Raw genomic sequence first — 13675 nt, 5'->3', positions numbered from 1 at the left:
CCAAAAGGAGATTCAAATGTCGAACATGCAAAAGGGTTTTACCCTGATTGAACTGATGATCGTCGTCGCGATTATCGGTATTCTGGCGGCTGTCGCATTGCCGGCCTATCAGGATTACACAATCAAATCCAATGCGACCGCCGGATTGGCGGAAATTGCTGCCGCAAAAACCGGATTCCAGGATGCTGTTCTTAACGGAAGAACACCCTCGTTAACCGCAACTGACGTTGGTTTTATCGGAATTACCTCTGCAGGTCCAACCTTCTGCACCCCGACGGTTACCGGCACTACTATTGTATGTACCGGCAAGGCTGGACATGCAACTGAGTGGAATGGGAAGACAATTACACTCACCTTCGACCCGGCTACGGGTGGCTGGGCATGCACAACCACTCTCACTACAAAGTACAATCCCAAGAATTGTACCTAATAGGGGTCAAACCCCTATTAAAAGAAGCCGGGGCAGAAGCCCCGGTTTTTTTGTTCTTGTCTGAAATGCTTGTATTGCCAGACCCGACAGGAAAGTCCTCAAGATTCGCTGAGCAGATCGTTGGTGGCGAATTCGAATCTTTGGCCTGCTAGATCGATCAAGATCGCTTCGGTCAGTATTTCAAGGCGTCCGTTGCGCCAGCCAAGTCTGCAGCACTTCCGGCAATTCGCTGACCAGCAGTTCATGTCGCCCAGCAATCCAGCCGTGGACTGGTCCGGCTGGGTGTCCGGCCAGGGCTTCAGCGATCAGGGTTTCGGCGGTGACGTGATCATTGATCAAACCCAGCTCATCCTGCAGTTGCGCCAGGGCGGCCAGATAGGGTTTCAGGTGCTTGGGCGGCAGTATCGGGGTAAAAAATTCCAGCGTGTAGCGCAGCTTCTTGAAGGCGATGCGCATTTTGTGGCGCTCGGCGGGGCTGAGTTCGGCGTGACGGTTGGCCAGCTTTCGCGCTTTTTTGGCATGACGGGCGATCTGCTGCTTGGTGAAGTCCTTGAGCGGCATGGCCAGCGTGTCGCTGAGTGTATAAACGGCAGCGGTGAATTCGAGCAGCAGGCGCGGGTATTCGCTGACGGCGAGCAGACCGATGACTGACTTTCGGGCACTGTTGGCGCGCCGTTGGGCGGCTTTGCGCAGGCGTTTGATGTCCTTGTTGTCGGGGAAGGCGGCAGCAATGGGCGGTAGCGTTTCTTCGAGGAAGACATCCCAGTTGCGCGTGTCACCCAGCGCGCCGGCCAGGGTTTGCCAGGTTTGACCGTAGGCGGCAACGAATTCCGAGGGGAGCACCGGGGCGAACAGTTTGATCGCGGAACGCAGGCGACGCAGGGCAACGCGGGCCTGGTGGATGAATTCGGCGTCGCCACCGGTGAGCAGGCCTTTTTCGTTACGCTGGAAATGCTCCAGGCAGCCCAGTGCGATGCTGCGGAAGGCTTCGACCGGTGTCTGTTCTTCGTTGATCGGTGTCAGCCGGGCCTTGAAGGGGCGGAGCGGTTCGTTGAGGAAGAGACTGTAACCACGCTCGGCCTTGCTGGCGATGGCCGGGTGGAGGTCGAGGTTTTCCTGCAGTTCGCGGGTCAGGCCGAAGATGTCGTCAACCGTGCCGGAGAGCAGTTCCAGTTCGATTTCGCAGATTGGTGTTGATTGGCCCTTGCTTTCAACATTGCCGCGATCAAGGGCCAATTCGATCTGTGAGTCACCAAATGGCACATGCCAGATCTGGCGGTGGAAATCGGTGGTGAAGATGGCCTCGAACTGCTCGCTGCGCTGTTCGAGAAATTCCCGGAAGTCAGGGGCATCGACGTGGCTGAAATCGAAGACCCCCGGCGTGGCCGGGGTTTCCCATTCGCTGCGCATGGCCAGGCCGCCGCTGGCCGGTTCGGCCGATTTCACCGTGCATAGCCACTGCCAGCCCTTCTTGCGGAAGCGGACGGCAATGCGCCGGGCGTGCAGCTCGAGCGCCGGGGTGTCGTAGTAGGTGTTGAGCAGATGCAGGCGCTGTGAAGGAATACCTTCGAGCAGCGGGTGGCTGGCCAGCTTGCGGGCGGCTTTCGGGCTGAGTTGCAGCTTCAGTTCGATTTCAGTGCTCATGTTGATCAGTTCCTTGGTACAGCCGGGCCAGTGGCACCGTCAAAGCCCAATTCAGGCAGGATGGCTAGTTCTTCAGCGGTCTGGACGCTTTCGGCTATGACGGTCAGGCCGATATTGTGCGCGATGCTGCACAGGCCCTTGAGGAAGGCTTGGTTGCCAGGCTGGCTGTCGATGGCGCGGATGAAGCTGCCGTCGACCTTCAGGTAGTCGAGGCCAATGCGGTGCAGGCGGCCGATTTCGCTGAACTGGCGGCCGAAGTGCTCGATGCCGAGGCGACAGCCGAGCGGCCGCAGGGCGTCGCAGAAGGCGTGGAATTCCTCGAAGTGCTGGAAGGCGCCGATTTCCGAGACTTCCATCCACAGGCGCGGTGCCAGGTCGCGGCGGGCGGCGATCTGGGCGTAGAGGCGGGCGCGGAACGAGGCGTCGAGGATCGATTCGCCGGACAGGTTGACCGCGACGGCGGGAAGGCCGGCCGCAATGCGGTCCAGCGCGAGACGAACAACGGTCAGGTCGAGCTCAGTGGTCATCGACAGGCGCGAGGCCATCGGCATGAAGGCGCCGGCGGCCAGCCATTCGCCGTCTTCAGTGGCCTGCAGGCGGAGTGGGCATTCGAGATGAAGCAACTGGCCGCCGCTGCCGGCGACCGGGAACTCGATCAGACGCAGGCGCTGGGTTTCGATGGCGCCATCAAGCAGTTTCTTCCAGTCGGCATTCGAGGTGGCCTGTTGTTCGGAATTGCTTTCGGCGCGGCACCAGGCGAGTCCGCTCTGCGTCTCGGCCGAGGCCAGCGCGGCATCGATGCGGGAGAGCAGGCTGCCGACAGTCTGGCCGTGCAGGTAGGCGCCGCTGGCCACGTAGCCGATGCGCTCCCCCTCGATCAGGCCGGCGGCGGCGAGGTCGCTCAGGGTGTGCAGCAGCTTTTCGGCCTGCAGAGCCGGGTCCCGGACGCCGGGCAGCAATAGCGCAAAGTCGGCGCCATTCAGACGAGCGGCGGCGGCGTTGGGTTTGTCGGCGGCCAGTGCGTTGAGCGTGGCACCAATCCGGCGTAGCACTTCGTCGGCCGTTTCGCGGCCGGCCCGGCGGTTGATGCCGGTCAGGTCGCCCAGGCGCAGCATGAGCAGGGTGCCGGAAGCGCTGGCGTCGTCGTCGCTGAGCGCGGCGGCCAGCTCATTCATGAAAAAGTCACGGTTGGCCAGGCCGGTCAGGCTGTCCAGCGTCGCTTCGCGGCGCACCTGTTCCAGGCGGGCGGCTTCCTCGGCAAACATGGCCTTCAGGCGGTCGACCATGGCATTCATCGCGCTGGCTAGGCTCTTCAGTTCCGGTGTTTTGGGTTCCGGGATGCTGATGAAACGGCGTTCGCTGATCGCTTGGGCCTGACCGACCACGGCATCGAGCGGGCGGCGGATACGGCGCAGGACCTGCATGCCAAGCAGGCCCATGATGCCGCCGCCAACGGCAAACCAACCGAGCAGCTTGAGCGCGCCATCCCATAGTTCCTTGTAGGCGAACTGGCTGTGGCTGACCAGTTCGATGGTGCCGAACTGGTTCCAGCCGGCGTTGACCTGAGCGTGGCCGGGTTGCGAGGCGATCGGGAAAATGCGTACAAACCACGCCGGGACATTGCCGGCATCGGGGGGGCTGGTTTTTTCGATCATCGTCTCGCTGTTCGGGTCGATCAGGCGGACGGCAGCGTACTGGCCGCTGTCGAAGACGGCCGCAACCTGGAGTTCGACCGTGACCGGATCCTTGTCCAGTTGTGACATCGATAGCGCCAGCGAGGCGGCGTTGTCGTTGTTCTTGATGGCCAGTTGCTGTTCGAGATAGTGGCGAGCCGTCAGCATGCTGGCCACGAAGCTGCCGGCGAAGGCGATCAGGGTGCTCACGATCACGGCGAGCCAGAGTTGTCGGAATAAGGACATGTCGATTACCTCACTGGAAGCCTTCGGCGCGCGCCCGGGCCTGCAGATCCTGCCAGCGGGAGAGATTGCTCTGGCTGGACTGATTGCCGGTGCCCTGCCAAAGGCCTGCACTGTTGAAACTGAAAATCGGGGAAAGATCGCTGCGCCGCGAAGCAGGCAGGATCTGGGGGTTCAGGTTGTCGAGGACCAGCGGGTCGGCATTCGGTGTCGCGTAGTAGGCGAGCACCATGTGGGCGACCAGGAAGGTGCCGGCGGGTCCGGTCTGCCTGGCCTTGACATAGACCAGACGGAGTTTGTTGATCGGGATGCCGAGTTCGATCAGCGAGTAGTACTTGGCAATCGAGAAGTCTTCGCAGTCGCCGCGCCCCTGGCCAATGATTTCGCTGGGCGTCGCCCAGTAGTCGTTCTGGCCCCAGACCGACATGTCGTCGTCGAAGGTGATGCGCCGATTGAAGAAATCGTTGATTCGCCTCAGCTTGTCGCTCTCTTGGGTGTTGCGCCCTTCGACCAGCGTGCGTTGCCAGTCGCGCAGCAAGGGCAGCTGCCCGGCGCCAAAACGGCTGCTGACCAGCTGTTGCAGATGCTCGAAATCCCAGCCCAGCGCCAGCGGCAGGCCGTTCAGGCACAGCGCGACTAGCGTGGCCGCAATGGTCAGCAGGCGAAGCGGGGAGGCTCGGTTACTCAAGTCGTTGAATGATCGGTGAAAAGGGTCGGAGAACGACAGCGGGAAGGCGAGACTCCGCGATTATCCACCATCAAAATGAAAATACATCGCTCCTCGGCCGGGGATTCGCGATTTCTCTGCCATTGCCGGCGACACAGCCGACGCGGACGAAAAAAAGCCATGCTCGCAAGCATGGCTCAGACACAAAATTCAGCCCTGATTAGTTCGTCGCTTCGACTTGGGCGATAAAGACATAACCTTGTGAACGCAGCGTCTTGATGAAAGCGCTGCCATCGGCCTGCTTGCCGAGAATCCGCCTGATCTGGCTGACGTGGACGTCGATGATCCGGTCGTAGGGAACGTATTCGCGTTTCAGCATGCGTGACAGGTATTCGCGGGAAAGCGGCTCGAACGGCTGCTCAAGAAAAGCGACAAGTAGCGCATAGCCGGACACCCCGAGCGGCGTTGGCGCATTGCCGGCCCGGGATAGTTCGCGGGAGGCGGTATCCAGCGTCCATTCGCCGAAATGCAGGCGGCGCATTTCGTGGCGGGGAGGGCTGGTGCGCTGGCAACGGCGGAGCAGGCCACGGGTGCGGGCAAGCAGTTCCCGCATGTTGCAGGGCTTGGGCAGGAAGTCGTCGGCGCCGATCTCGATGCCGATGATGCGCTCGATCTCGTCGGAGCGGGTCGAGTGGATCAGGACAGGGATTTCGGAGGTTTGTCGCAGCTGGCGCAGCAGCTCCAGCCCGTCGACATCCGGCAGGCTGAGGTCAAGGATGATGACATCCGGTTTCTCGTCGAGCTGCCGCCACATGGCTGCTCCGTTTTCGGCGTAGATGCTGTCGATCCCGGCGGTGGCCAGTGTCGTGCTCAATACGTGGCGGGTGCCCGGGTCATCTTCAACAATCAGTGCAGTCTGGCGCATGCTATTTTCATTTCTTTTGCGCAATAAAGAAGTGATTGTAATCCAATGTAATTGAAAGGAAATGTTTTACGATTCTTTAACAATGAGGCAGCTTATCGGCGCAAAATTAGCTTCTTGATGATCGTTTTGTATTTTCAAACCAATGTCGGTTCCTCACTCCCTGGATGGCTTTGACGTGATGGGTGCGGTCGAGCGTATGCTCGGCCAGCCTTTGTTATGGTGGCAGGCCGTCGGTTTGTTCGTTGAGCATTATGCCGATTGGGAGCAGTCGTGGCGGGGCACGATAGGCGACGATGCGGAGGAGCGGAAGCGGGTGCATGCCATTCGCAGCGCGGCAGCCAATGTCGGGGCGGGACGCCTGGCGGAGACGGCCGGTGCGCTGGAGGACTTGCTGCTGGGGCGCCTCGCTGGCGGCCAATCGGTGGTTCCGGAAGACTTGCGACAAAGACTCGGCAATGATTTCCGCGAGTCGTGGCAGGCGGCCGCCACTGCCTGGAAGGAGAATCGTCTGGGGCCGGGAGGCTCGGCGTGAGTTTGCCGCTGTCGACGAGCCCGCTGCCGTCCCGACTGGCGCGCATCAATTTTTATGTGCTGGCTTCAGCTATCGTCTTTGCCACCGTCTTCATTGTCTTTACCTTCGTCTGGATGACGATGCAGGCGCATGTCGAGGCGGGTTACCGGCACCTTGATCAGCTCAGGGACAAGGCGCAGCCTGTGTTGATGATCAATGACCGGGCGGCGGCGGAGAGCAAGTTTGCTGCCTTGAAGGGCATGCCTTATCTGCATTCGGTCGCGGTATTCCGCGAGGATCTTTCGCTGCTCGTCGCCTTTGATCGCAATGGGGCCGAGGTGGCTGCGCCGGCCCCGCTGTCCGGGCCGGTTGCCGGACACGCGTATTCCTGGCGGCGTATTGATTTTCTGGCGCCAGCCCAGGTGGCCGGGCAGCCCGCCGGCTGGCTGCGTCTGAGCACAGACTTGGGCGGGGCCTATCAGCATCTGCTTGGCTATCTCGGTCTGATTCTGGTCGAAATGGCCGCTGCGCTGGCCATTGCCCTGCATTTACAGTCCCGGCAGGTGGGGCGACTGATCGAGCCGCTGCAGGACTTGACCCGGCACATGGCCGATGTTTCGGTCGGGCGGCTTGATATCCGTGCTGCCGACAGTCGGGTCACCGAAATCGATCAGCTGGTGACCGGATTCAACCAGATGGTCGAGCAAATCCGCGAGCGCGATCACTGGTTGTCGACGCACCTGGGCAATCTGGAGCAGATCGTCGAGCAGCGGACGCGCGAACTGCGCCTCGCCAAGGAGGCGGCGGAGGCAGGCAGCCAGGCCAAGAGCGAGTTTCTGGCGACGATGAGCCATGAAATCCGGACACCGATGAACGGGGTGCTTGGCATGACGGAGTTGTTGCTGGGTACCGAACTGGAGCCGACGCAACGCCAGTTCGTCGAAGCGGTCGAGCGTTCCGGCAAGCACTTGCTTCACATTATCAACGACATTCTCGATTTCTCGAAAATCGAAGCCGGCAAGCTGGAACTCGATGTGGTCGATTTCGACCTGCGCAACCTGCTTGAAGAGTCGTTGGAGCTATTCTCGCAACCGGCGCGGCGCAAGGGGCTGGAACTGGTGGCGGACTTGCCACCGGATGAAAAGCTGATCGTGCGTGGCGACCCGTTGCGCTTGCGCCAGATCGTGACCAATCTCCTGGGCAATGCGGTCAAATTCACCGAGACCGGGGAAATTCTGCTGCGGCTGCTTGTTGTCGAGCCGCGTGACAATGGCCTGAAGCTGGCCCTGGTCGTCAGCGATACGGGGATAGGCATCCCGCTGGATGCCCAGGAAAAGATTTTTGAGCATTTTCTGCAGGCCGATGGTTCGACGACCCGGAAATATGGTGGAACGGGCCTCGGGCTGGCCATTTGCCGGCATCTGGTCGATATGATGGGGGGGCGGATTCACGTTGAGAGTACGCCTGGAAAAGGGGCTGCTTTTACCGTCGAGCTAGACCTGCCGCTCGGCAAATTGCCGGTGGCGTCGCCGGAAAAGCAGGCCCTGCCTGCAACCGGGGCGCGTGTGCTGGTGGTCGATGACAGCTCGACCCAACGCGAGGTGTTGCTTGCCCTGCTGCGTGGCCGGGGATTCATCGCCGAAGGTGCGGCCTCAAGCCTGGCCGGGCTCTCCGTGCTCAAGGCCGCGGTTGAAGAGGGAGAGCCATACGCCTTGCTGCTGATCGATACGCAGATGCCGGATCTGCCTGGCTGCGATGTGGTGCGCGCCTTGCGCGCCGACCAGAATCTGGCGCCGACGCGGGTGATCATCATTTCGGCGCAGGTGGACGCATTGAGCAAGGCGGAAAGGGCGAGTCTGCAGATTGCCGCCTGCCTGCCCAAGCCCGTCCGTCAGGCCGAGTTGCTGCGGGCCATCGAAACGACCCTGCAACGGCGCTCCGTGAGCGACACAGCGGTGATCGATAGCCCAGCCAGGAAATTGCGCGGCCGTGTTCTGGTTGCCGAAGACAATGAAAGTAATCTCGTCGTGGCGCGCGCCCAGCTCGAGCGCATGGGACTGGAGGTCATCGCTGCCAGCGATGGCCAGCAGGCGCTGGATATTCTGGCCGAAGAAACGGTTGATCTGGTCCTGATGGATTGCCAGATGCCCGTGCTCGACGGTTTTGCAGCGACCATGGCGCTACGCGAGCGGGAGGCCGTGTCCGGCCGGCATCTGCCGGTCATCGCGCTGACCGCCAATGCGATGAAGGGTGACCGCGAGCGTTGCAAGGACGCCGGAATGGACGAGTATCTGGCCAAGCCCTACAGCGGCGAGGAGTTGCTGACGCTGCTGGCCCGCTGGCTGCCGGCTGAACGGCGCAAGTCCGCTGTCCCAACGCCTGCCGTCGCCAACGCCCAGCCGGTGGCGAGCGCGAGCTTGCCGGAGCCCGTCACACCGCTGGAACAGACGGCTTTTGACAAGATTCGCGCCCTGTCGCCCGAGGGGGGCGATGCTTTGGTGCGCCAGGTGGTCGTCGCCTATCTGAAAGCCGCCGAGCGGGAATGGGGGCGTTTTGATCAGGGCCTGGCCGATGGCGATGCGGCGTTGATGGCGGGCGCTGTCCATGCACTCAAGTCGAGCAGTTTCAATGTCGGTGCCGCTGTCTTTGCCGAGCGCTGCCGGGAGGTCGAGCAACTGGCCCGGGAGGTCCGGATGCGCGAATTGCTGGCCCGGGTTGATGGCTTGCGCAGCGAATGGCGGCGGGTCGATGCGGCGCTCAAGGCCGTATTGGTGGAGCTGGCGGCATGAGCCAGGGGGCATGGCGGGTTCTGGTCGCCGATGACGACCCGACGGTTGCCCTGTTGTCGCAGGCAGCCCTGGCTGGTGGCGATTTCGTGCCGACCATCGTGGACAATGGCCGCGATGCACTGGCCGAATTCCGACGGCAGCCATTTGACATCGTGTTGCTCGATGTCGAGATGCCGGGACTGGATGGTTTCGAGGTCGGTGCCGCGATCCGGGCCAGTCATGGTGCCGGCTTTCCTGTGGTGCTGGTCACGGGACGCAGCGATCCGGCTTTTATCGCCCAGGCGCAGGCACTTTCGGCCGACTACATTGCCAAGCCGGTCAACTGGCCGTCGCTGGCCGGTCTGTTGCGAACCATGCTCGGCCCCTCACCCCCCTAAGGCCCGTTGCCCGGCTTTTTCCTTGTTGCCCCGGCTGGTGATGGTTGTGGCAGAATCGGATGAAATGGCCTGGGGGCCACGTACCGACGGTACGCATAAGGGGGAGACATGGGACATCGGAAATTTTCCTGGGTATTTTTTGGCGCCCTGATTTTGGCTATTCTCGGGACGTCGACTGTGGCGTTGGCGCAGGAGGCGCGGCAGCTGGTCAAGGGGCAGACGTTGTACCTGCCGATCTATTCCCACATGCTGTACGGCAATCTGGGCAAGAGCGGCAAGGCCTCGTATGTGCTGCTCTCGGCGCTGGTCAGCATTCGCAATACCGATAGCAAGCGGCCACTGCGGGTTTTGACCGCCAAATATTTCGATACGCATGGCAAGCTGCTTGGTGAGCGGGTGCCGGCGCCGGTGATCGTGCCGCCACTGGGAACGCTGGAGTTGTTCGTTGAACTAAACGATGCATCCGGCGGTTCGGGGGCCAATTTCATCATCAAGTGGGAAGCTGAACAGCCGATCAATCCGCCGCTGGTCGAGTCGCTGCACGCCAACATGGATGGCGGCAAGGCGGTGATCTTCATGACGCAATCGGTGCCGCTGGCGGAATGAGCGGCGATTCCGGCGTTTCCCCGATCAGGGCCCTGCAGACCGGCTACATTCTCCGGCTGCTCTATGTCGCAGTCGGCATGCTGATTGCCGTACATGTGTTTGGCACGGTCGGTTACATGGTGCTGACCGAGGGCAAATATTCGTGGTTTGACGCGTTCTACATGACCTTCATCACCGTCGCCACCATCGGCTTCGGTGAAATCATCGACATGTCGAGCAACCAGCCGGCCCGGATTCTGACCGTGGTCATCGGCATTCTTGGCGCCGGCAATCTGTCGCTGCTGTTTTCGGTCGTGACCGTGGCGCTGCTCGAGACCGACCTCAATGGAACCCTGCGGAGAAAACGCATGGAAAAAGCTATCAAGAAACTCAAAGGTCATTACATCCTCTGTGGCTACGGCCGTGTCGGACGCAACATCGCGCACGAACTGGAGGCGACCAATCGGCATTTCGTCGGGATCGACGAGGATATGCAGCGCCTGGAGGATTACAAGGACAGAAACCCGGGCTTTCTTTACCTGCATGGCGATGCCAGCGACGACGATATTCTGTTGGCCGCCGATCTCGAGGATGCCAAGGGCCTGTTCGCGGTGACCGGCGACGATTCGCGCAACCTGATGATCGTCATCACGGCCAAGCAGTTGAAGCCCGATTTGCGTGTGGTGGCGCGCTGCACGGAGCAGCGCAATATCGAGAAAATGCGCAAGGCGGGGGCGGATGCCATCGTTTCGCCGGACTTTACCGGCGGCATGCGCATCGCCTCGGCGATGATCCGCCCGCACGTGGTTTCCTTCCTCGACGAAATGTTGAAGTCGGAAAAAAATCTGCGGGTCGAGGAGGTACCGGTGCCGGCCGGATTCATTCCCAAGCCGCTGGGCACGTTGAAGCTGCGCAGTGCCAATTACGTTTTCCTTGCCGTGCGCGAGCGCAATGGCAGCTGGCAGTTCAATCCGGACAAGGACTTCCTGCTCAAACCGGGCTACATGCTGATTGCCATGGCCAGCCCCGTCGGGCGGACGGAAATCGAAACGCTGCTGATCGATATGGCGGCCTGATTGGCCGAGACTTTTTTGACCTCAATGTTTTGGAGAAAAACAATGCGAATGATGATTTTGGCGATCGGGGCGTCATTGCTTGCCGCCGGTACCGCCCAGGCTTCGCCGGAACTGGCCAAGGCCAAGAACTGCATGACCTGCCACGCCATCGACAAGAAAATTGTCGGTCCGGCCTACAAGGACATTGCGAGCAAGCGTGCCGCCGAGAAGGGGGCCGAGGCAACCTTGGTGGGAAAGATCAAAAATGGCAGCAAGGATGAGTGGGGCATGGTGCCGATGCCACCCAACAATGTGACCGACGCCGAAGCGGCAACGCTGGCCAAGTGGGTGCTTTCCCAGAAGTGACGCAATAAGCAGATTCACCGGGCGCCGATCAGAGCGCCCAAACCAGTAAAGGCGAGCCATTGAAATCACTGACCCGAGAACAGATGCGCCGCCGCTGGCTGGCCCTTGGCATCGTGGCGCTGGCCTATATCCTGTCCTTCTTCCAGCGTTTCGCTCCGGCCGGGATCGCCCAGGATCTGGCGGCCTCTTTCGAGACGTCGGCGGCTTCGCTCGGCATCCTGGCTGCGACCTATTTTTACGTTTATACGCTGATGCAGGTGCCGACCGGCATTCTCGTCGATACGCTCGGGCCGCGGCGTATCCTGGCTCTTGGCGGATTGATCGGCGGTGCCGGCAGCTTCCTTTTTGGATTCGCGCCAAGCCTTGAGCTGGCTCTGGTTGGTCGCACACTGATCGGGTTTGGTGTGTCGGTCACCTTCATCGCCATGCTCAAGCTGGTTGCCGTGTGGTTCGAGGAAAACCGCTTTGCCACCATGGTCGGTATCTGCATGCTGATCGGCAATCTTGGTTCGGTGCTGGCCGGTGCGCCCCTCTCGGCGCTGGCCCAGGCGACCGGCTGGCGTGGCGTGTTCATCGGCGTCGGCTTTGCTTCGCTGGTTTTGGGCGCCTTGTGCTGGCTGATCGTCCGCGATACGCCGGAATCCGGGGTGGCCGTCCCCAAGCCACACTTCGACCGGACGGCGGTGTTGTCCAACCTGTGGGCCGTGGTCAAAAACAGGGATACCTGGCCGGCGGTGGCGGTCAATACCGGCATGTCCGGCGCCTTTTTTACCTTCGCCGGCTTGTGGGCGATGCCTTATTTGATGCAAGTGCATGGCCTGGCGCGTGCCGTCGCGGCGACACACCTGTCCCTGTGGTTTGGCGGCTTTGCCATTGGTTGCCTGTTCATCGGCGGTTTGTCCGACCGTCTGGGCCGGCGCAAACCGGTGCTGATCGTCGCATCGCACCTTTATGGCGCAATCTGGCTGATCTGGCTGTCCTGCACGACGATGCCGCTGGCGTTGTCGTATGCACTTTTTGCCCTGATGGGGCTGACGACGGCGGGATTCAGTCTGACCTGGGCCTGTTCCAAGGAAGTGAATCCGCCCATGCTGTCCGGCATGTCGACCAGCGTCGCCAACATGGGGGGCTTCCTGGCCGGTGCGCTGCTGCAACCGCTGGTTGGCTGGATCATGGATCTCGGCTGGAAGGGTGAGATGGTCAGTGGCGCCCGTGTTTACGATGTCGAAATCTGGCGCCATGGCGTCCTGGTGCTCACCGTCTGCGCCATTCTGGGCGCTGCATCCTGCTGGTGGATCAGGGAAACGCGCTGCCGGAATATCTGGCAGGCTGGGTAAGCCAGGAAAGTCTAATTAAATCAAGGAGTGACCTTGGAATGGCTTGTGAAACCCATCTAAATTAGAGTATGCTTATATTTATGAGCGCAAACATTCTTCGTCCTTTGGTTTTTGGCCTTCTTTTGGTATCGACTGCGGTATTTTCCGTCGAGCCGTTGCCGGTCGTTGCCGTCCAGCGGCATGCGGTCGATCTGACTTTTCCTGCCGAATCGCTGGTTGAAGCTGTCCAGCAGGCGACGGTTGGCGCCCAGTTGGCGGGCCGGGTGCTGGAAGTGAAGGCCGATGCCGGGCAGTCCGTGAAGAAGGGCGATGTGCTGATGCGTATCGATGCCCGCGAAGCGGCTGAGGCAGCGCGGGCGGCTGAGGCGCAGTACGCCAATGCCAAAGTCAGTTACGAACGGACGAAAAGCTTGGTGGCGCAGAAATTCATGAGCGGTGCCGCGCTCGACAAGGCCAAGGCCGATTTTGATGCAGCCGCCGCCAATCGCTCGGCGGCCGGGGCCAGTCAGAGTCATGCAACCATCGTTGCGCCGATCACCGGCATTGTCGCCCGTCGCCATGCCGAACTGGGTGATATGGCCATGCCCGGTGTGCCTTTGTTCACCATTTATCAGCCGGGAAGCCTGCGGGTTACGGCCAGTATTCCGCAGCATCGCCTGAAGGAGATGCGCTCCGTGAAAACGGCGCGGGTCGAATTTCCGGAGCTGGGCAAATGGGTCGACTCAAATAGCGTTCAGTTGCTGCCGACCGCCGATGCTTCGACCCATGTTTCGCAGGTGCGCGTCAGCTTGCCGGATGTGGCGGATGCGATGCCTGGCATGTTCGCCCGCGTTCATTTCGTGACCGGTCAGGCGGAAAAACTGACGGTGCCGGCTGTCGCCGTGCTCCGCCGTGGCGAAGTAGCGGCGGTCTATGTGCAAACCCCCGACAACCGTCTGAGCCTGCGCCAGCTGCGTCTGGGCGATACCGTCGGGCAGGGCGAGATCGAGGTGCTGGCCGGCCTGGCCAGTGGCGACAAGGTGGTCACCGATCCGGTCAAGGCCGCCATCCAGCTCAAGTCAGGTCAGTAGGCG

At 61.2% G+C, this 13675-nt stretch carries 13 protein-coding genes; 9 read left to right on the top strand and 4 right to left on the bottom strand.

Annotated elements, in window-relative coordinates; translation table 11 throughout:
* The first annotated feature begins 16 nt into the window (after positions 1-16).
* Complete coding sequence (locus DARO_RS17155; protein ID WP_011289081.1) at positions 17-430, top strand: pilin; 414 nt, start codon at positions 17-19, stop codon at positions 428-430.
* Between the two features lie 180 nt (positions 431-610).
* Here the strand turns inward: DARO_RS17155 and DARO_RS17150 are convergent, their stop codons facing one another.
* The 4 genes from DARO_RS17150 to DARO_RS17135 form a co-directional block, all read right to left on the bottom strand.
* The gene (locus tag DARO_RS17150) at positions 611-2074 is read right to left on the bottom strand and encodes a CYTH and CHAD domain-containing protein (protein WP_011289080.1); all 1464 of its coding nucleotides are present in this window, start codon (positions 2072-2074) and stop codon (positions 611-613) included.
* A 5-nt stretch (positions 2075-2079) separates the two neighbouring features.
* Positions 2080-3993 carry an EAL domain-containing protein gene (locus DARO_RS17145; protein WP_011289079.1) on the bottom strand — a complete coding sequence of 638 codons (1914 nt, stop codon included), beginning with the start codon at positions 3991-3993 and terminating at the stop codon, positions 2080-2082.
* Positions 3994-4003: 10 nt separating this feature from the next.
* Complete coding sequence (locus DARO_RS17140; protein ID WP_011289078.1) at positions 4004-4678, bottom strand: transglutaminase-like cysteine peptidase; 675 nt, start codon at positions 4676-4678, stop codon at positions 4004-4006.
* 199 nt (positions 4679-4877) lie between these two features.
* The gene (locus DARO_RS17135) at positions 4878-5582 is read right to left on the bottom strand and encodes a response regulator transcription factor (protein WP_011289077.1); all 705 of its coding nucleotides are present in this window, start codon (positions 5580-5582) and stop codon (positions 4878-4880) included.
* 142 nt (positions 5583-5724) lie between these two features.
* Here DARO_RS17135 and DARO_RS17130 point away from each other — a divergent pair, with 142 nt between their 5' ends.
* The 8 genes from DARO_RS17130 to DARO_RS22670 all read left to right on the top strand — a co-directional run bounded on the left by DARO_RS17130 (position 5725) and on the right by DARO_RS22670 (position 13672).
* Complete coding sequence (locus tag DARO_RS17130; RefSeq protein ID WP_011289076.1) at positions 5725-6114, top strand: Hpt domain-containing protein; 390 nt, start codon at positions 5725-5727, stop codon at positions 6112-6114.
* On the top strand, positions 6111-8882 hold the full coding sequence (locus DARO_RS17125) for a response regulator (protein WP_011289075.1): 2772 nt from the start codon (positions 6111-6113) through the stop codon (positions 8880-8882). The genes DARO_RS17130 and DARO_RS17125 overlap by 4 nt, the downstream gene beginning before the upstream one ends.
* Entirely contained in the window at positions 8879-9259 is a 381-nt protein-coding gene (locus DARO_RS17120) for a response regulator (RefSeq protein ID WP_011289074.1), read from the top strand. The genes DARO_RS17125 and DARO_RS17120 overlap by 4 nt, the downstream gene beginning before the upstream one ends.
* A 108-nt stretch (positions 9260-9367) precedes the next feature.
* Entirely contained in the window at positions 9368-9865 is a 498-nt protein-coding gene (locus DARO_RS17115) for a DUF3124 domain-containing protein (protein WP_011289073.1), read from the top strand.
* Positions 9862-10920 (top strand): potassium channel protein, encoded by a 1059-nt coding sequence (locus tag DARO_RS17110; RefSeq protein ID WP_011289072.1) that lies wholly within the window; start codon positions 9862-9864, stop codon positions 10918-10920. Before DARO_RS17115 ends, DARO_RS17110 begins: the two co-directional genes overlap by 4 nt.
* A 42-nt stretch (positions 10921-10962) precedes the next feature.
* Positions 10963-11265: a c-type cytochrome gene (locus tag DARO_RS17105; protein WP_011289071.1), complete on the top strand. Its 303-nt coding sequence runs from the start codon at positions 10963-10965 to the stop codon at positions 11263-11265.
* A 59-nt stretch (positions 11266-11324) separates the two neighbouring features.
* Positions 11325-12602, top strand: coding sequence for an MFS transporter (locus DARO_RS17100; RefSeq protein ID WP_497462994.1), 1278 nt, complete (start codon positions 11325-11327; stop codon positions 12600-12602).
* 80 nt (positions 12603-12682) lie between these two features.
* A complete protein-coding gene (locus tag DARO_RS22670; protein ID WP_497462993.1) occupies positions 12683-13672 on the top strand; it encodes an efflux RND transporter periplasmic adaptor subunit in 990 nt (329 codons plus the stop codon).
* Positions 13673-13675 lie beyond the last annotated feature (3 nt).

The sequence above is a fragment of the Dechloromonas aromatica RCB genome (genome assembly GCF_000012425.1).
Note: the sequence above shows the minus strand (reverse complement) of the source record. Positions and strands in the feature narration are given on the sequence as shown.